Origin of the sequence: Pseudomonas sp. SJZ131, from assembly GCF_007828705.1 — a bacterium.
GTDB lineage: Bacteria > Pseudomonadota > Gammaproteobacteria > Pseudomonadales > Pseudomonadaceae > Aquipseudomonas > Aquipseudomonas prosekii.
The window spans coordinates 792,429-810,866 of sequence record NZ_VIVC01000001.1; the positions used below are offsets into that span (position 1 = coordinate 792,429).

The 18,438-nt window shown below is 59.5% G+C and carries 20 protein-coding genes; 6 read left to right on the top strand and 14 right to left on the bottom strand.

Going from position 1 to position 18,438, the window contains the following annotated elements; translation table 11 throughout:
- Positions 1 to 10: 10 nt before the first annotated feature.
- The 6 genes from FBY12_RS03375 to FBY12_RS03400 form a co-directional block, all read right to left on the bottom strand.
- A complete protein-coding gene (locus FBY12_RS03375; protein ID WP_145251178.1) occupies positions 11 to 1,051 on the bottom strand; it encodes a DNA topoisomerase IB in 1,041 nt (346 codons plus the stop codon).
- 75 nt (positions 1,052 to 1,126) lie between these two features.
- Positions 1,127 to 2,206: a molybdenum ABC transporter ATP-binding protein gene (modC, locus tag FBY12_RS03380; protein ID WP_145251181.1), complete on the bottom strand. Its 1,080-nt coding sequence runs from the start codon at positions 2,204 to 2,206 to the stop codon at positions 1,127 to 1,129.
- Positions 2,207 to 2,209: 3 nt separating this feature from the next.
- Positions 2,210 to 2,890, bottom strand: coding sequence for a molybdate ABC transporter permease subunit (gene modB, locus FBY12_RS03385; protein ID WP_145251184.1), 681 nt, complete (start codon positions 2,888 to 2,890; stop codon positions 2,210 to 2,212).
- Entirely contained in the window at positions 2,891 to 3,658 is a 768-nt protein-coding gene (modA, locus tag FBY12_RS03390) for a molybdate ABC transporter substrate-binding protein (RefSeq protein WP_145251187.1), read from the bottom strand.
- Between the two features lie 301 nt (positions 3,659 to 3,959).
- The gene (locus tag FBY12_RS03395) at positions 3,960 to 5,024 is read right to left on the bottom strand and encodes a nitronate monooxygenase family protein (protein WP_145251190.1); all 1,065 of its coding nucleotides are present in this window, start codon (positions 5,022 to 5,024) and stop codon (positions 3,960 to 3,962) included.
- Positions 5,025 to 5,185: 161 nt separating this feature from the next.
- A complete protein-coding gene (locus FBY12_RS03400; protein WP_145251193.1) occupies positions 5,186 to 7,624 on the bottom strand; it encodes an autotransporter in 2,439 nt (812 codons plus the stop codon).
- Between the two features lie 179 nt (positions 7,625 to 7,803).
- Here FBY12_RS03400 and FBY12_RS03405 point away from each other — a divergent pair, with 179 nt between their 5' ends.
- Positions 7,804 to 8,787: an MDR family oxidoreductase gene (locus tag FBY12_RS03405; protein ID WP_145251196.1), complete on the top strand. Its 984-nt coding sequence runs from the start codon at positions 7,804 to 7,806 to the stop codon at positions 8,785 to 8,787.
- Between the two features lie 4 nt (positions 8,788 to 8,791).
- Here the strand turns inward: FBY12_RS03405 and ada are convergent, their stop codons facing one another.
- The 5 genes from ada to FBY12_RS03425 all read right to left on the bottom strand — a co-directional run bounded on the left by ada (position 8,792) and on the right by FBY12_RS03425 (position 12,104).
- A complete protein-coding gene (gene ada, locus FBY12_RS03410) occupies positions 8,792 to 9,862 on the bottom strand; it encodes a bifunctional DNA-binding transcriptional regulator/O6-methylguanine-DNA methyltransferase Ada (RefSeq protein WP_145251199.1) in 1,071 nt (356 codons plus the stop codon).
- An 87-nt stretch (positions 9,863 to 9,949) separates the two neighbouring features.
- A complete protein-coding gene (gene alkB / locus FBY12_RS03415) occupies positions 9,950 to 10,630 on the bottom strand; it encodes a DNA oxidative demethylase AlkB (protein WP_145251202.1) in 681 nt (226 codons plus the stop codon).
- Positions 10,620 to 11,321, bottom strand: coding sequence for a 2OG-Fe(II) oxygenase (locus FBY12_RS03420; protein WP_145251205.1), 702 nt, complete (start codon positions 11,319 to 11,321; stop codon positions 10,620 to 10,622). Before FBY12_RS03420 ends, alkB begins: the two co-directional genes overlap by 11 nt.
- Positions 11,322 to 11,587: 266 nt before the next feature.
- Positions 11,588 to 11,764: a hypothetical protein gene (locus tag FBY12_RS27610; protein WP_178111711.1), complete on the bottom strand. Its 177-nt coding sequence runs from the start codon at positions 11,762 to 11,764 to the stop codon at positions 11,588 to 11,590.
- A 34-nt stretch (positions 11,765 to 11,798) separates the two neighbouring features.
- Positions 11,799 to 12,104 (bottom strand): DUF1883 domain-containing protein, encoded by a 306-nt coding sequence (locus FBY12_RS03425; RefSeq protein WP_121730684.1) that lies wholly within the window; start codon positions 12,102 to 12,104, stop codon positions 11,799 to 11,801.
- Between the two features lie 211 nt (positions 12,105 to 12,315).
- On the opposite strand from FBY12_RS03425, the gene FBY12_RS03430 reads away from it, so the two are divergent.
- Together FBY12_RS03430 and FBY12_RS03435 are read left to right on the top strand one after the other, a co-directional pair.
- Entirely contained in the window at positions 12,316 to 12,675 is a 360-nt protein-coding gene (locus tag FBY12_RS03430; protein ID WP_121730685.1) for a hypothetical protein, read from the top strand.
- 98 nt (positions 12,676 to 12,773) lie between these two features.
- The gene (locus tag FBY12_RS03435; RefSeq protein WP_121730686.1) at positions 12,774 to 13,004 is read left to right on the top strand and encodes a hypothetical protein; all 231 of its coding nucleotides are present in this window, start codon (positions 12,774 to 12,776) and stop codon (positions 13,002 to 13,004) included.
- Positions 13,005 to 13,051: 47 nt separating this feature from the next.
- Here FBY12_RS03435 and FBY12_RS03440 read toward each other — a convergent pair whose 3' ends face one another.
- Both FBY12_RS03440 and FBY12_RS03445 read right to left on the bottom strand, forming a co-directional pair.
- Positions 13,052 to 13,333 (bottom strand): hypothetical protein, encoded by a 282-nt coding sequence (locus tag FBY12_RS03440; protein ID WP_092281384.1) that lies wholly within the window; start codon positions 13,331 to 13,333, stop codon positions 13,052 to 13,054.
- A 139-nt stretch (positions 13,334 to 13,472) separates the two neighbouring features.
- On the bottom strand, positions 13,473 to 13,661 hold the full coding sequence (locus FBY12_RS03445; protein WP_121730687.1) for a hypothetical protein: 189 nt from the start codon (positions 13,659 to 13,661) through the stop codon (positions 13,473 to 13,475).
- A gap of 258 nt (positions 13,662 to 13,919) precedes the next feature.
- Between FBY12_RS03445 and galU the strand changes: the two genes are divergently transcribed.
- The gene (gene galU / locus FBY12_RS03450; RefSeq protein ID WP_092281382.1) at positions 13,920 to 14,759 is read left to right on the top strand and encodes a UTP--glucose-1-phosphate uridylyltransferase GalU; all 840 of its coding nucleotides are present in this window, start codon (positions 13,920 to 13,922) and stop codon (positions 14,757 to 14,759) included.
- Between the two features lie 129 nt (positions 14,760 to 14,888).
- Entirely contained in the window at positions 14,889 to 16,247 is a 1,359-nt protein-coding gene (gene gorA, locus FBY12_RS03455) for a glutathione-disulfide reductase (protein ID WP_145251208.1), read from the top strand.
- Here gorA and FBY12_RS03460 read toward each other — a convergent pair.
- Positions 16,244 to 17,266 (bottom strand): DNA-binding protein, encoded by a 1,023-nt coding sequence (locus FBY12_RS03460; protein WP_145251211.1) that lies wholly within the window; start codon positions 17,264 to 17,266, stop codon positions 16,244 to 16,246. The two genes, gorA and FBY12_RS03460, sit on opposite strands and share 4 nt — an antisense overlap.
- Positions 17,267 to 17,444: 178 nt before the next feature.
- Here FBY12_RS03460 and FBY12_RS03465 point away from each other — a divergent pair, with 178 nt between their 5' ends.
- Positions 17,445 to 18,389, top strand: coding sequence for a site-specific integrase (locus FBY12_RS03465; RefSeq protein WP_145251213.1), 945 nt, complete (start codon positions 17,445 to 17,447; stop codon positions 18,387 to 18,389).
- Positions 18,390 to 18,438 lie beyond the last annotated feature (49 nt).

An 18,438-nucleotide genomic window follows, 5' to 3' on the forward strand; every position in this document is an offset into this window, starting at 1 on the left:
AACAGTGCGGTTATGAAGCTTTTGCCGCGGCTTCGACCATTTTCTCTAGGAAAATCGCCAGCCCGACTTCCTCTGCTCGCAGGCCTTTGCGCACTCGCGAGCGTGGCAATTCGGCCAGCGAGCCCAGCAGGAAGCCATCGACTACCGCCGGGTGGATGTAGCATTTGCGGCACACGGCCGGGGTGTTGCCCAACTGTTTGGCGACGTTCTTGACCATTTCCACGACATGCCGCTTGGCATCGGATTCCGGCTCCCAATGCAACTCGCGCAGCACCGACAACGCCAACGCGCTGCCCGCCCAAGTGCGGTAATCCTTGGCGGTGAAATCGCCGCCGGTGAGGGTTTGCAGGTACGCGTTGACGTCGGAAGACGTGACCGTGTGGCGCTCGCCGTTTTCGTCGAGGTACTGGAACAGGTTTTGCCCGGGGATTTCCAGGCAACGCTTGATGATCCGCGCCAAGCGACGGTCTTTCACGGTGATCTGATGTTCGACGCCGCTCTTGCCGCGAAACTGGAACAGGATCGCGCTGCCGTTGACCTCGACATGCTGGTTGCGCAACGTGGTCAATCCATACGAGCGGTTATCGCGGGCATATTGCGTGTTGCCGACCCGGATCAACGTCGCGTCGAGCAAGGTAATCACCGTGGCCATGACTTTGTCACGGCTGAAACCGGGTGCCTCCAGCAGGGCTTCCAGTTGTTTGCGCAGCTTCGGCAGGGCCATGCCGAAATCGCGCAGGCGCGAGTATTTGTCGGCATCACGCACCTCGCGCCAACGCGCGTGATAACGGTATTGCTTGCGGCCCCGCGCGTCGCGCCCGGTGGCTTGCAGATGGCCGCGCGGGTCGGCGCTGATCCACACATTGGTGTAGGCGGGCGGTACGGCGAGGGCGTTGATGCGTTTGATTTCGTCGGGATCCTTGATGCGCTGACCCGAGGGATCGAAATAGCAGAACTTGCCGCGCAGGATTTTGCGCGTGATACCGGGCTGGGTGTCATCGACATAATGCAAATCGGGTGGCAACACATCGGTCAGCGCGGTATCGGGCATGGCAGTAGTCCTGGGCAACAAAAAGAAGGCATGTACAGGATTGACCGCGCGCGATTGCGGTTGGTGCCGACGGATTTACGCGAGGACGGCCACGGCCTTGATTTGCGCCCAGAGTTGCTGCCCGGGATGGATGCACAACTGATCGCGCGAATACCGCGTAATGCGCGCCAATAACGGCGAGCCGCCAGCGTCCAGGCGAATCAGCACGTGCGCCGCGTTGTCGGCCGGTTGCTCGCTGACCACCGTCACCGGCAGGCGATTGAGAATGCTGCTTTGCTCGACGCCGTGCTGGCTAAGGCTGACATCGCGCGCCTGAACCTTGCAGCGCAGCGCCTGACCGTCGGCCATCGGCGAATGCGCGACGCGGATGCTCAGTTTGGTATTCGGCAGTCGCAGGGTCAGCAATTGATAGGCGGCGTCATAAGCGCTGACATGCCCCTCGATCACCACGCCCGCGTCGTCGCCCAAGGCCAGCGGCAAGTCGAGCCGTGCCAGGGTTTCGCCAATCGGTCCGCTGGCCAGGGCTTTGCCGTCGCTCAGCAGCACGAGGTGATCGGCCAGCCGCGCCACTTCATCCTGCGAGTGGCTGACGTACAGCACGGGTATGTCCAGTTCATCGTGCAGACGTTGCAGGTACGGCAGGATTTCGTTTTTACGCTGACTGTCGAGGGCGGCGAGCGGTTCATCCATCAGCAGCAGCTTCGGACTGGTCAGCAGGGCACGGGCGATGCCGACGCGCTGGCGCTCGCCGCCGGACAGATTCTGCGGATGCCGGTCGAGCAGATGCCCGATTCCGAGCAGTTCGGTGGCGTGAGCCATGTCGACGCGGCGCTGCGATTTGGCGATGCGCTTGAGGCCGAATTCGAGATTGGCCAGCACCGATAAGTGCGCGAACAGGCTGGCTTCCTGAAATACGTAACCAATCGCGCGTTTATGCGGCGGGACGAAAATATTCTGGCTGCTGTCCTGCCAGACTTCATCGTTGACCTGAATAAAGCCCACTTCGGCGCGCTCCAGCCCGGCGATGCAGCGCAGGCACGTAGTCTTGCCCGAGCCGGAATGGCCGTACAGCGCGCTGACGCCGCGACCGGGCAATTGCAGGTCGACGTCGAGGGCGAAACCGGAATAGCTGAGTTTCAGGCGCGTGAGAATCATCAATCAGGTCCAGGCCGTTTTGGTTTTACGGCTGGAATACAGCGCCAGCAACACCAGGAATGAGAACACCAGCATCGCCCCGGCCAGCCAGTGCGCCTGGGCGTATTCCATGGCTTCGACGTGATCGTAGATCTGCACCGAAACCACACGAGTCTTGTCCGGGATATTGCCGCCGATCATCAACACCACGCCGAATTCGCCGACCGTGTGGGCAAAACCGAGGATCGCCGCGGTGATGAAACCGGGGCGCGCCAGTGGCAGGATCACGCTGAAAAATGTGTCCCACGGATTGGCGCGCAGCGTTGCGGCGACTTCCAGCGGACGGGTGCCGATGGCGGAAAACGCGTTTTGCAGCGGCTGCACCACAAACGGCATTGAATACAGCACCGAGCCGATTACCAATCCGGCAAAACTGAAAGTCAGCGTGCCGAGCCCCAGCGCTTGGGTGAACTGGCCGATGAAGCCATGCGGTCCGAGCGCCAGTAATAAATAGAAGCCGATTACCGTGGGTGGCAATACCAGCGGCAGGGCGACGATGGCCCCGACCGGGCCGCGCCACCACGAGCGGGTGCGCGACAGCCACAGCGCAATCGGAGTGCCGATGACCAGCAGGATCACAGTCGTCAGGGACGCCAGTTTCAGGGTCAGCCAAATGGCGGAAAAATCGGCACTCGTCAGCGTCATTTAGAGTTGGTAACCGTAGGACTTGATGACAGCCGCAGCTTTTGGCCCCTTGAGGTAGTCAACCAGTGCCTTGGCGGCCGGGTTGTCCTTGCCTTTGTTGAGGATCACCGCGTCTTGTTTGATTGGGTCGTGCAATTCGGCCGGAACGATCCAGGCTGAGCCGCTGGTGACTTTGCCGTCTTTGTAGATCTGCGACAAGGCTACAAAACCCAATTCGGCGTTGCCGGTGGAAACAAATTGATAAGCCTGAGTGATGTTCTGGCCTTCGACGATTTTACTTTTGACCTTGTCGGTCAGGCCTTTTTTGGCCAACACCTGAGTAGCGGCCAAGCCGTATGGCGCAGCTTTCGGGTTGGCGATGGACAAGTGCTGGTACTGGTTATTGGTCAGCACTTCGCCCTTGGCATCGACGTAACCTTTTTTGGCCGACCACAGCGCCAGGGTGCCGATGGCGTAGGTGAAGCGCGAGCCTTTGACGATTTCGCCTTCGCTTTCGAGTTTTTGCGGGGTGCTGTCATCCGCCGAGAGGAACACTTCGAACGGCGCGCCGTTTTTGATCTGGGTGTAGAACTGCCCGGTTGCGCCATAGGCTGCGACCAGTTTGTGCCCAGTGTCTTTTTCGAAATCGGCGGCGATTGCCTGAATCGGCGCGGTGAAGTTGGCGGCTACTGCGACCTGGACTTCATCGGCCTGGGCCGAGCCGAACGCGAATACCGCGAGCAGGCTGGCAAGGCAAGTAGGGGCAAAACGTGAGGCACGAATGGTCATGAAACGGCTCCGTTGTTATTGGGGTAAACGCTATATAGCGGAATATATAGCGAAACGTCTGTAAACGGAACTTGCCGGTTTTAACTTGTGCTCAATGTGCGAGCGGGCTAGGGGGGAGCTGAGCTTGGTGGGAACTGAGCTTAGTAGCTGCGAGCTTGGTGGGAGCTGGACTTGGTGGGAAGGAGCTTGGTGGGAGCTGAGCTTGCTCGCGATGGCGTCGGGACATCCGACATCTTGGCTGTTTGACAGTCCGCTATCGCGAGCAGGCTCACTCCTACAGGTGATGTGTTGGGTGAGGAGGTTAGTGGTGGGTCAGTCTGGCCAATGCTTCTTCGGCGAAACGCCGGGTCAGTTCTGCCGTGGTCAGCTCGATACCTAATGTGAACGCCTGCCCAGCCCAAAGATTGGCGAAGTCCGCCGGATCCTTCACCCGCAGCGGCAGCAGCGCGCCACCGGCCAATGGGAACGCAGGTGCCTTGTCGCTCATCGGCCCGATCTCGCGCATCACCCGGTTGAGAATCCCCCGCGCCGGCCGCCCGGTGAAGAGATTGGTCACCGCTGTTTCGCTTTCTTTGGCCGTGCGCAACGCCTTGTGGTGCGCGGCGCTGATTCTGGCTTCCGGGGTAAACAGGTACGCCGTGCCCAATTGCACTGCCGAGGCGCCGAGGTGAAACGCTGCAACAATCCCGCGCACGTCGCCGATCCCGCCAGCGGCGATCACTGGCACCTTCACCGCATCGACTACCTGCGGCAACAGCGCGAACGTGCCGACCTGGCTGCTCAAGTCATCGCTGAGAAACATCCCGCGATGGCCGCCGGCCTCGTAACCCATGGCGATAATCGCATCGCAGCCGTGCTGCTCCAGCCACACCGCCTCTTCGACAGTGGTGGCCGAGGATAGAATTTTCGCGCCGGTGGCTTTGACCCGTTCCAGCAGCGACTTCTCCGGCAGGCCAAAGTGGAAGCTGACGACTTCGGGGCGAAACTCTTCGATCACGGCGCACGCCGCTGCATCGAACGGCGCGCGATTGGACACCGGCGTCGGCGCATCGAAATCGGCGCCCAATTCGCGGTAGTAGGGCTCCAGAAGATTTTTCCATGCGTCAGCCTTTTGCTCGTCCGGCGCCGGCGGTTGATGGCAAAAGAAGTTGACGTTGAACGGGCGCTGGCTCTGCTGGCGAATGGTTTTCAGCTCTTCGCGCAATTGCTCGACGCTGAGCATCGCCGCAGGCATCGAACCCAGGCCGCCAGCGTTGCTCGCAGCAATGACCATCGCGGAATCGGTCGCGCCGGCCATTGGCGCCTGGATAATCGGCAGCTCGATCCCGAGCAGGTCAAGAATGCGCGTATCTGGCCACTGGCTCATGTGCTTGCTTCTCCGGCGTCAAAACGGGGCAGGGAGGTTATGGCGTTTTTGTAACAGCTATCGCCAGTCTCAGGCCAGTGGGTTTTTCTGAACGGTGGCGTCTGTTTTTGTGAAATGCAGCTTTTGTGAAACGCGGCTTTTGTGGATAGGCCATTGATCCTTCACCGCCGATGCAATCCGCCGCCGCCAAACGAGCGATTCATCACCCGTGACGAATCATGAAAATTGTTGAAGCGCTGATTGCCGAATGAGCGCGCCGCTGCTTCGCGATTGAGGTTCTGCAACTGCGCAGTATTGGCTGGATTAACCCGCGTCGCGCCACCCTTGACCATTGATTGCCAGCCATCGTCGGTCTTGCGGTAGACGTTGCCGTCATGCCCGGCGTAAACGTTGTCGCCGACCCGCGCGGCGCCGCTGTTGCGTCCACGGATGCCGCCGTATTGTGTGGTGTTGCCGGTGTTCGGGTTGTAAACCGCGCCACGATTGGCCGTGACTTGAGCGCCGTTGCGCACATTGCCCGCGGTGACTTTTTCGCCGGCAATGGCGCCACCTCCCGGCCCGGCGATGGCACCACTACGTGCGGCGGCGTAATTTCCGCTGTAGACGTTGTGCACCGCGCCGCGCTGGCCGGCAGTAGCGATGCCGGTGCGCGAGTTGTAGGAAGATCCGACCTGACCCGCCCAGCGATTGCCGGTCCAGGCGTTGTAACCGGCGCCATAACGGCTGACCGTTGCGCGATCTCCCCACTGTCGATAAATGTTGCCGGTATTGCCCGCCCAACCGCCCGGACCCCAGGCCACCGCGCCGCCATGGTAACCATACGCCGCGCCGCCCCACGGCATTGGCGCCGGGTACAGACGCGGGCCCCACGCATACCCCCAGCCGTAATTGCCCCACCATGGGTAGGCGCCCCAGCCCCAACCCGTGGCGACAGTACTGCCGCCCCAACTCCAGCCGAAACCGAAACCAAACGTCCAACCGGTCCACGGCGTATAGCGAATCGCCACGCCAAAACCGTAAGTCACCGGCGGCCCATACCAAACCGTGCCGACCCACGGCGTATACGGGTAACCGGTGCCGTAAACCACCACGCCGCTGGCCGGGTCCACGGTGGAACCCTGATAGCCCGGCGTATAACCGACCACCACCGTATCGCCGTTGGCCTCGTAGACTTTGACGTAGGTGATGTAGTGCATCGGCGAACTCGGCGGGATCGAATAGATCACCGCCGGCACCGCAGTCGCCACGGTCCACGGCCCCTGCACCGAGGCTGCGCTGAACCAGACGCCGTTCTCGACCGCGTACCAGCTCTTGGCGTCAACCCGGATGATCGGCGTTGGCGTGTTCACCACATATTGCAGCGGCGTGCCGGTGATTGCCTTCAGTTGCGGCTCGCCATCGAATGGCGGTGCAGTCATGTTCACTTGGCTTTTATTGATCGCCGAGGTCTGGGGGATAATCGCCGCAATTGCTGCCTCGCGCGCCTGTGGTGTGCCGGCAACCGAGGCTTTGACGTTTTCCTTGGCACTGTCGTCGGGAATATTGGCGAAGTCGGCGGGCAATTTATCTGCCGGCGTAAAGGCCCAAGGCCCTTGCATATCGGCGGCTTTGAACCAGCGCCCGGAGATCAGTACGTAACTGTTCTGGTCACCGATTTCCTTGAACAGGTGCCCGGTGGTGTTAGTCACGTATAACAGCTGCGTGCCCTGGATCGGCTGCCATTGCGGCGCGCCGTCGGTGACGATCAATTCGGTAGGGGTTGTCGCGACATGGATCTGTGGGAAGGGCGGCTTGGCCAGTGTAGGAATTTTGTCTTTTGGATCGCTTTGGCCGGTCAGCAGGTCAACCTGCCGACTCTGAATCGCGGCTTTTTTGGCCGTTTCCAGATCCGCCGTCTGCGAGCGCAGTGGCGCGTACTGGCCGTTCAGGCTATCAGCGACCATCCAGCCATCGAACACATGCAGATAATGTTTGCCCTGCGCATCCTTGAGCAACAGCGGTCGCGTGTTGATCACGCGTTGCAGCCCCGTGCCCTCGACCGGCCGATACGCCGGCTCGCCATCGATGTACACCAGCAGCGCCGGGACTTCGGAGGTGATGATGGTCGGCGGGGTGTTTTCGATCGGTTCACCGCTGGATTTCTGTTCGGCGGCCAGCACGCCAAGGGCAGCTTCGAGTTGATCCAGCGAAATGGTTTTCTTGCGGTTGGCCGCGTCCTGTTTCAGCGCCGCGATCCAACTGTCGGACTGCGCCGCGCTGGACGGAAAATCGGCTTTGATCAAGGTGTACTGATCGAGCGCCACCCAACGTGTGGCTTTGTCTACCAAGGTATGTGCGCTGAATTGGACGATGCCGTAAGTGGCTTTGCCGTCAGCTCCGGTGGCTTCGACGGCGGCGCGCGCCTGCAAGGTGTAACCGTCCCAACTGTCGAGTTGCGGCTGGTAGATCGTCAGTTTGGTGCTGCCAGCATTCAGTACCTGCGGCCAGCTCGGCGCGGCGGGCGTAGCGGCTGCCGACGTTTTTGCTGGCGCAGCCTGAACGCTGCCGAGCGCCAGCCAGCAGAGCATCAGCAAAACGGTAAACGCGCGCAGGCAGGGCATTGTCAGCTTCATCGACAGTAAGGTTTTTTCAGGGATTTGCGTCCGAAAAAAAAGCATAGCCGCCGGTCATGGAAATGCTCGGGCGATTGAGTGATTAGAGGAAAGTCGGGTAGGGCAATGTGTTGCTTTGTGTTATTTGATGGGCACTTCAACCTCAGTAAAGCCCTCGGGAGGCAGCGATGTTCAACGGTATTTTGATCGACAAAGACGACAGCGGTTATCGGGCCACGCTGCAGAAAATCGATGATGCGCAACTGCCCGAGGGCGATGTGACCGTCCGCGTGGCGTACAGCACGTTGAATTTCAAGGATGGCCTGGCGATCACCGGCAGCAGTCCGGTGGTGCGAAAATTCCCCATGGTGCCGGGGATTGATCTGGCAGGCAGCGTCGAAGCCAGCGAGCATCCGGACTACAAGGTCGGCGACCTTGTCCTGCTTAACGGTTGGGGCGTGGGTGAAGGGCATTGGGGCGGATTGGCGCAGAAAGCGCGGCTCAACGGCGACTGGTTGATTGCGCTGCCAAAGGCCTTCACACCGGCGCAAGCCATGGCAATTGGCACCGCCGGTTACACAGCGATGCTGAGCATTCTGGCGCTGGAGCACAATGGCGTCACGCCGCAGCAGGGTGAGGTGCTGGTAACCGGCGCGAATGGCGGTGTAGGAAGTTTCGCCATTGCCCTGTTGAGCAAACTTGGCTACACGGTCGTGGCCTCGACCGGTCGCACCTCGGAGCACGACTACCTTAAACAGCTCGGCGCCAGCGAAATCATCGACCGCGCAACCTTGTCCGCGCCGGGCAAGCCGCTGGCCAAGGAACGCTGGGCGGCGGTCATCGATTCGGTCGGCAGCCACACGCTGGCCAACGCCTGCGCCAGTACCAAAGCCAACGGCACGGTCGCCGCGTGCGGATTGGCGCAAGGCATGGATTTTCCGGCCTCGGTCGCGCCGTTCATTCTGCGCGGCGTGACCCTCGCCGGCATCAACAGCGTGACCCAGCCCAAAGCCAAACGCGTAGAGGCCTGGAACCGTCTGGCCGCGGATCTGGACTTTGCCTTGCTGCCGCTGATCAGCCGCGAGATCGGTCTCAGCGAAGCCATCGAAGCCGCGCCGAAATTGCTCGCCGGCCAATTGCGCGGCCGCGTGGTGGTGGATGTGAATCGCTGAGGGATTACTGGCCTTCGCGCTCCAGCAACTGCCGTTTACGCTCGATGCCCCAGCGATAACCCGAGAGATTGCCGTCGCTGCGCACCACGCGGTGACACGGGATCGCCACCGCCAGACTGTTCGCGCCGCAGGCTTGAGCCACGGCGCGCACGGCTTTCGGCGAACCGATACGCAGGGCAATGTCGGCGTAACTGGCGGTGCTGCCGACCGGGATTTCGCGCAGCGCCTGCCACACCCGTTCCTGAAACGCCGTGCCGCGCACGTCCAGCGGCAAATCCAAGCCAATTGCCGGTGCTTCGATAAACCCGACGACTTGAGCGATCAACTGCTCAAACTCGTGATCAGCGCCGATCAGGTTGGCGCGGCGGAATTTGTCCTGCAGATCACAGACCAACTGATGTGGATCGTCGCCAAGCAGAATCGCGCAGATCCCGCGTGCGCTTTGCGCGACCAGAATTGCCCCCAGCGAACATTGCCCGACCGCGAAACGAATGTCGTTGTTCTGGCCCTCGGCGCGGTAATCGCCGGGCTTCATTCCCAGCAGGTGATCGGCGGATTCGTAGAACCGGCTATTGGAATTGAAACCTGCGTCGTAGAGCGCGTCGGTCACTGAACCCCCGTCGCTCAAGCGTTCACGAACCCGGCGCGATCGGTGCGCGCTGGCGTAACCCTTGGGCGTGAGGCCGGTCACGGCTTTGAACACGCGATGAAAGTGGAAACTGCTTAACCCGGCGGCGCCCGCCAGTTCGCTCAGCGCAGGCAGATTTTCCGCCGCTTCGATTTGTCGACACGCCGCAGCGACCGTGGCGGCATGTTGCGCCGCGACCTCGCTTTGATCCTTCGCTGCGCGTTTGCTCGGGCGGTAACCGGCGGCCTGAGCTTGCTCGGCGGTGTCGAAAAATTCCACGTTCTGCGGTTTCGGCAAGCGCGCCAGGCTGCTCGGGCGGCAATAGATGCCGGTGGTTTTTACCGCGTAGACAAACTGCGCGTCAGCCTTGGGATCGCGCGCGACCACCGCAGCCCAGCGTGGGTCGTTTTCGGTGGTGGACGGGGTTTTGCTGATGGAGGTGTTCATGGCGTCAGGTCCGTGGACGGGTTTCGCTCAGATTAATCAGCCGACAGTAAAGCAGCACTCCGGGTCTTGCGGTCGAACTCGTCAAATTCATCCGGCGACGCGAAACGTGAAGTTGATCCGCTGTTCGCCCAGTTGCGGATGCTGGCCGTCCTTGATCGGCAAAACGCCGTGGTAACGCAAGCGATCAACGCCGCCCCAGACCACCACGTCGCCGTGAAACAACGGCACGCGCTGGGTCTTGTCGCTGCGCTCGAAACCGCCGAACTGAAACATCGCCGGCAAGCCCAGTGACACTGAAACGATAGGCGCGGCGTAGGAACCTTCATTTTTATCCTGATGCAAAGACATCTTCGCCCCAGGGATATAACGATTGATCAGGCAGGAATCCGGCACAAAGTCTGTAAATCCTGCTTCCCGCGCCGCCGCTTGCGCCAGTTCGAAAAACGCCGGTGGCATGGCTGGCCACGGTTGTCCGGTTTGCGGATCGTGACGCGTGTAACGGTAACCGCTGCGGTCGGTGGTCCAGCCCAGCGCGCCGCAACTGCTCAGCGCCACTGACATGGTAAAACCGCCTGGCGTGACCATTTGCCGAAACGGCGCGGCCAGCAGCACGGCTTCCAGCGCCGGCAGCAATCGGTCAAGCAGAGGCAGGGCAAAGCCGCGCAGCACGTAGGACTGTTCGCCGATCTGCTCGCGCCGTGGCGTCTGCTGTGGCTCGTCATCAGCGAACAGGTCGAGGGTGGTCGGGCTCATGGTTTCATAACGCATCGTGAAAAATGATTCCAAGGGTATGGCGATTGCCACTGTGCAGGCGACTGACGCCGTGGCGCAGGGTGACTCGGTAATAACCGCGAAGGCCTTTGACCGGGCGCTGACTGACGGCAAAGATCAGCGCATCTCCTTTGCTCAGGCCAATGACCTGAGGCCTGGACTGCATGCGCGGGCGCTGCTCGGTCAACACAAACTCGCCGCCGGTGAAGTCTTGCTGCGGTTCTGACAGTAGAATCGCCACTTGCAGTGGGAAAACGTGTTCACCGTACAGGTCCTGATGCAAACAGTTGTAGTCCTGCGCACCGTATTGCAGCAACAACGGAGTAGGGCGCTCCTGACCAGCGGCGTGGCAGCGTTGGATGAATTGCGCGTGACATTCGGGGAAGCGCGTCGGCAAGTCCATGTGTTCGTACCAGCGATTGGCGATCGGCACCAGGCGCGGGTACAGCGTTCCGCGCAGCTGGCTCACCACGTCGGGCAAGGGGTATTTGAAGTATTTGTATTGGCCGCGCCCGAAGCCGTGGCGAGCCATCATCACGTGTGAACGGAAGGGCTCCTGTTGGGCATACAACGCACTGATTTCGTCGCACATCCGATGACCCAAAAGTGAGCGAATAACCGCGCATCCGTCCTGATCGAGTTGCTGTTCGAGCGCGGGCCAATCTGCCGATTCCACGGAAACGGGCATGTCGTGACTCCTTAACCATTGGTTGAGGTAGCCAGACTAGGGCGTGTGCGCTGAGCGAACACTCCGGCTTTTGCGCTCGAATTTAGCGGCGGGGCGCTGACGTCCAGGTTGTCGCTCAGGTCAGTGTTCCCCTGACACAAACCCCGTGGGAGCGAGCTTGCTCGCGATGAGGGCGGTCAGTCAAAACCAATGCCGACCGGGACATTGCAATCGCGAGCAAGCTCGCTCCCACTAAGAGTCTTCATCAAGCAGGAGTGCTGCAAGTGTTACAGCGCTTTGCTGACAGCGATGTCGCTCATCACGTCGTCGGTATCGCGATGAATCGCGTCAAGCGCGGCTTTGGCTTGCTCTTCGGTGCCATCTGCAAGCTGGGCAAATTCGAAACGGCGCTCGCCGTTGAGTTTGTATTTGATAACGTATTTGGTCGTTTGGGCCACGGTCATGTCAGGTCTGCCTGTTTGCGTGTATAGATGCCGCTCAGCTCAATTTGGTGCTGGAGCGGCGGACGATCTTGATCGAGTGAGTCAAGGTCGGTTTGCGGGTCACGCTGATCGCCTTGCGACTGTTGACCGTGTCGATGGTGATGTTCCAGAAACCGGTGCTCGGCGCGGTGATGCGGGCCGGGAACGTGTCGAAAGCGCCGCCGTGGTAAGTGTGGCGGCCGCCATTTTTGAAGCTGCGGAAGTTGGCGTCGTTCATCAAGCGAATGTTGCAGGTTTGCGAGCATTGAATGACGACAATGTCGTCCTCATTGAGGTGCTCGCGCTGGTGGATAAATTTCATGAGGCGCCTCCAGAAGGGCTTTTTCTACAAAATCAAAACGATAGCAGGGCAATTGGCAGAGTTTATCAGCCCGAACGGGTTATTATCCGGCCGTCAGCGCCGTGTTTGACAATTAAAAACGCTCATTCGCGATTCCATGAGCAATAAATGCAACGAGCCCCGGAGAAAAACAGTCTTTACGCTGTCGGAGGGTCTTTATCGGAGGTTTTATATGAAATGGGGTGTCCTGGTTCTGCCGCTTGCCTTGGCGGTGAGTGGTTGTGCAAATGTCGCAGAAATCAACGAGACGCTGCCGACCATGAACGTGATCTCAGGTAAAAAGCCTCACGAGTACGCGCAATGCCTGGTCGAGAAACTCGCCAGCAGCCGTGGTGCCCTGCAGATCGAGCCGCACAAGGAAGGCGTACGAGTCATCGTGCCAGGCAAATTGGCCTCTGGTCCGGCCGCCGTGTTTGATATCGAAGACCGCTCTGGCGGCAGCGGTATCAAGCTGCATGAGCGCATGTCCAACGTGCCGGTGCGGCCGAAAGATATCCAGCGCGCCGCTACGGCTTGCATCTCGGACAGATAGAGCGCCGATTGGTAGAGCGCCGACTGTTAGACTGTCGGCCGCTAGCCTGATGCCGCCAAAGCAGTGCTTTGGCGGCATTGTCATTTCTGGAGTTGCGCATGAAGCGAGAGCAGGTACGGGAACGTCATGCAGAGGGCCATATCTCTGCCACCCACGTGATTCAGAACCCGGCGAATTCGGGGGAATGGATCGTGTTTTTCAAGAAGAGCGCCGGGCGCAGTTACTTCCTGGTGGATGAAAACGATGAAGTCGAATCATTCAGCAGCCTCGACGAGTTGATCGAGACCGTGCGCGGCCTCGGGATCAAATTCGCCGAAATTCACATGTAATTCTGCTGGTCGTTGCCAATGCATTCTGCACGTAGGCGCAGCGCGCCTTATTTGCAGACCACCACTACGCTGCGGTTCTTGAAGTTGCCGACATCCACGCCAAGGGTTTTGTCGCTTTCCTTGGTCGAGGGCGTTCCGTCAGTGCCGACAATTCGGTAGCCGGTGCCCGCGCAGGAGTCATCGGCCTTCTCGTAGCAAGTAGCCCAGGAATTGGCCTCGCCGGAGCAGTCGATGGTCAGCCCCTGTTCGCCGTTGTTCAAATAGGTTCGTTCGGAAGTGGCGCAACCGGTGAGCGCCAGTACTGCAATCAGGGCCAGAAATTTGTTCATGTCGTTTTTTCGTCGTCAGATGATGGGGCTAAGCCTGTGACAGCAGCCGAATGAAAAGGTTATAGCGAATGGCCACTTTGTTGCAGACATCCATAAAAAAGCCCTGCGCGATGGCAGGGCTGCTCGAATCAGCTGCGTATCAGGACTTGTCCTTGCCGCGACGTTTCGGGCCTGCAGGCTGATCCTGCAACACCGACGCCACATCGATCGCCAGCGCTTCGGTAGGGAAAGGTCCGGCGATATTCTCGCCAGCAGCGCTGCCCACCCACCATTGACCGTCTTTGGCCTGATTGATCTGGTACCCGTTGACGCTTTTTGCTACCGACATGTATCTGCCTCTTTGGCTTGGTTCAAGCGCGCCATCATACGCCAAATGCCCTTTACCGGTGCTGAACGGCGTATGGTGGTGCGATTGCCGGTCGGCGCGGATTCGCGCGCATGTGCTATCTATGAAAGCTTATGGGAACTATCCGCGAGAATATTTCTCTATGATGGCATCGGTTAGCCAGTGCGGGGCATTGTAAGGTGCCCGCAGCCTGATTAGACTGCGCCGAAACCCGAACACACAGCCTTTTCAAGGACTTATATGATCAAGAAATGCTTGTTCCCAGCAGCCGGTTACGGTACTCGCTTCCTGCCAGCGACTAAAGCCATGCCCAAAGAAATGCTGCCGGTGGTAAACAAGCCACTGATCCAGTACGGCGTCGAAGAAGCACTGGACGCTGGGTTGACCGAAATCTCCATCGTCACTGGTCGCGGCAAACGCGCACTCGAAGACCACTTCGACATCAGCTACGAGCTGGAAAACCAGATCAAGGGCACCGACAAGGAAAAATACCTGGTCGGCATCCGTAAACTGCTCGACGAGTGCTCTTTCTCTTACACTCGCCAGACCGAAATGAAAGGCCTCGGCCACGCAATCCTGACAGGCCGTCCGCTGATCGGCGACGAACCTTTCGCCGTGGTGCTGGCGGATGACTTGTGCGTCAACCTCGGCGGCGACGGCGTCCTGACGCAAATGGTCAAGCTGTACAAACAGTACCGCTGCTCGATCATCGCGATCCAGGAAGTTGATCCGATGGAAACCAACAAGTACGGCGTTATCGCCGGTGACTTGATCGGCGACGACCTGTACCGCGTGCGCAACATGGTTGAAAAACCAGCGCCGGAAGATGCACCGTCGAACCTGGCGATCATCGGTCGTTACATCCTCACGCCGGACATCTTTGACCTGATCCAGCAAACCGATCCAGGCAAGGGTGGCGAAATCCAGATCACCGACGCCCTGATGAAACAGGCGCAAAACGGTTGCGTGATTGCCTACAAATTCAAAGGCAAGCGTTTCGACTGCGGTGGCGCTGAAGGCTACATCGAAGCAACCAACTTCTGCTTCGAGAACTTCTACAAGACTGGCAAGGCTTACTGATAGCGCCGCACAACTTGTAATGAGAAAACCACCTTCGGGTGGTTTTTTCGTTTTCCGCCCGCATATTGTTCGCAGCGTTTGCCCAATGAGTGTCTGCAGGTATGCTGCTAGCCTGCCGAGGAGATAGAAATGGCCTTTGATTTTGACCTTTATGTGATTGGTGCCGGTTCCGGCGGTGTGCGGGCTGCGCGATTTGCGGCGGGTTTTGGTGCGAAAGTCGCCGTGGCGGAAAGCCGTTACCTGGGCGGTACGTGCGTGAACGTTGGTTGCGTGCCGAAAAAGCTGCTGGTCTACGGCGCGCACTTCGCCGAAGACTTCGAGCAGTCCTCCGGTTTTGGCTGGACGCTGGGCGAGGCCAAGTTCGATTGGGCGACGCTGATTGCCAACAAGGATCGCGAGATCAATCGCCTTAATGGCATCTATCGCAACTTGCTGGTCAACAGCGGCGTGACTTTGCATGAGGGCCACGCCAAGATCGTCGACCCGCACACCGTTGAGATCAACGGCGAGCAATTCACCGCCAAGAATATCCTCATCGCCACGGGCGGCTGGCCGCAGATTCCGGAGATTCCGGGGCACGAACACGCGATCAGCTCCAACCAGGCGTTCTTCCTCAAAGAGCTGCCGAAGCGTGTTCTGGTGGTCGGTGGTGGTTACATTGCCGTCGAGTTCGCCGGGATTTTCCACGGCCTCGGCGCCGAGACGACACTGCTCTATCGCGGCGATCTGTTCCTGCGCGGCTTTGATGGTGCGGTGCGCAAGCATTTGCAGGAAGAGCTGACCAAGCGCGGTATGGACTTGCAGTTCAATGCCGACATCGAGCGCATCGAGAAACTCGCCGATGGCAGCCTGAAAGCGACGCTCAAGGATGGTCGGCAACTTGAAGCCGATTGCATCTTCTACGCCACTGGCCGGCGTCCGATGCTCGACAACCTCGGGTTGGAAAACACTGGGGTCAAACTCGACGAGAAAGGTTTTGTCGAGGTCGATGAGCAGTATCAGACTGCCGAGCCGTCGATCCTGGCCCTGGGCGATGTAATCGGTCGCGTGCAATTGACACCGGTGGCGCTGGCCGAAGGCATGGCGGTGGCGCGGCGTTTGTTCAAGCCTGAGCAGTATCGTCCGGTGGATTACAAAATGATCCCGACAGCGGTGTTCAGCTTGCCGAACATCGGTACTGTCGGTTTGACCGAGGAAGAGGCCCGGGAAGACGGGCACGATGTGGTGATCTACGAAAGCCGTTTCCGGCCGATGAAGCTGACCCTGACTGAATGTCAGGAGCGCACGCTGATGAAACTGGTGGTCGATGGCAAGTCCGACAAGGTCCTGGGTTGCCACATGGTCGGCCCGGACGCCGGGGAAATCGTCCAAGGCCTGGCAATTGCGCTGAAGGCCGGCGCGACCAAGCGCGATTTTGACGAAACCATCGGCGTGCACCCAACTGCCGCCGAAGAGTTCGTGACCATGCGCACGCCCGTCGCCGGTTAATCGTCCTTCGCTGCGTCTGGCGCTGTCGCAACGACAGTCGCCAGACGCGCGCTTTCGATTTCGCTTTCATCGAGTCTGGCCTGGGTCTTGGCCAATTCACTTTCCAATGACTGATTGATCTGCGTTTGCTCGTCGACGTTCTGTTTCAGTGTCTGCGCTTCCAGCAGCGCGATGCGCAGGCGTTCCTGGAGGAGGGTGCGTTCGTTGTCGACGCGGCTGGCCTGCTCGAGCAACTGATCCTGGCGGCTGTTGGCCTGTTTGAGGTGGTCCTGCAACAGGCTCAGCTCGCGCAGCGTACCGCGACTTTCGGTCAGTACTCGCTCGTTATCGCGGTGCAATTGGGTGATTTCATCCTGGCGGACGAGGGCGCTTTGCTGAGCCTGACGCAATTCCATCTGAATCTGCTGCACCTGTCCTTCGTGGCGACGCTGCTCTTGCTCGCGCTGCTCTTTGACGGCGTTGCGGTAGTGCTCCAGCGCGTCGCGGACGTGCAGGTGTTTCTCTTCCAGTGAGCGGATCTGCTCGTCCTTGTCCTTCAAACGTAATTCGAAATCCGCCAGCGCCTGATTGAGCCCGGCATTGCGGGTTTGCTCGGTCTGCAGCATTGAGCGGGTTTGCAGCAATGCCTCGGATTCCTGAGTCAACGCCAGGCTTTGAATCTCGTATTGCTGCTGCAGCTCGGTATTGGCTTCACGCGCTTCGTCGAGCAGCGCTTCCAGGGTTTTGCGTTGATGCTCGAACGCTTCGCGCGCTTGATCGATCGGTTCTTGCGCCTGCTCTTTGAGGCGTTGCGCGAGGCGTGAGACCAATCCTGCCAGTTCACCATCAATCGGCTCGGCGACTTCTTCAGTGCGCTGCAGGCCGCCATCCAGCTCCTTCAGATAACGATGAATCGTGGTTTTCGAGCCGGTATTGCCCATTTCGATTCGTACTGCGTCGATGCTGGGGTTTTCGCCTCGGGCAAGGATCGCCAAACGGGCCGCTTGCACCACTGCTTTGTTTACACCGCCACGAGCCATGTGTTCTCCTACGATTTCGTACTGTGGTACGTACCACCAAAGTACACAGTGTACCATTCCGAATGGAAAGTTAAATATCGAAGTTATCTGACACGGGATATACTGGTATTACCCCGCGTGATGAGCTTTCGACACGGTTTTCGCCCGCTGAAACGGTATGTTTTCAAGAGTTGAACCCATGACTGATCTGGATCGCTATCTACAGGCCGCCACCCGCGACAACACCCGCCGCAGCTATCGGGCGGCCATTGAGCACTTCGAAGTCAGTTGGGGTGGATTTTTGCCTGCGACCAGCGAGAGCGTTGCGCGATACCTGGTGGCGCATGCGGGGTTGCTGTCGATCAATACGCTGAAGCTGCGTTTGTCGGCGTTGGCGCAGTGGCACAACAGCCAGGGTTTCGCCGACCCGACCAAGGCGCCAGTTGTGCGCCAGGTATTCAAGGGCATTCGCGCCTTGCACCCAGCGCAGGAAAAACAAGCCGAGCCATTGCAGCTGCAGCATCTGGAGCAAGTGGTCGCTTCGCTGGAGCAGGAAGCGCAAACCGCCAGGGCTGAGGGCGATCAGCCGGGATTGCTTCGGGCGCGGCGCGACACGGCGCTGATTCTGCTGGGTTTCTGGCGTGGATTCCGAAGCGACGAGCTGTGTCGTTTACAAATCGAGCACGTGAAAGCCGTGGCTCAGTCGGGTATCACGCTGTATCTGCCGCGCAGCAAAAGCGATCGCGAAAACCTCGGCAAGACCTACCAGACGCCGGCCTTGCAGCGTTTGTGTCCGGTGCAGGCGTACATCGCGTGGATCACCGAAGCGGCGCTGGTCCGTGGGCCGGTGTTTCGCGGCATCGATCGTTGGGGTCATTTGAGTGAGGAAGGTCTGCACGCCAACAGCGTTATTCCGTTGCTGCGCCAGGCGCTGGAGCGTGCCGGCATTGCCGGCGAGCTCTACACCAGTCACTCGTTGCGGCGGGGTTTCGCGACATGGGCGCATCAGAGCGGTTGGGATTTGAAGTCGTTGATGAGTTATGTCGGTTGGAAAGATATGAAATCGGCCATGCGTTACGTCGAAGCCAGCCCGTTTTTGGGGATGACAGCGCTCGCAGAGAAATCCATCGACGCAGCTAAGTAAGTTTTCGTCTATTAATACTACCGGCTAATAGCGAAAACCAATGAGCAGC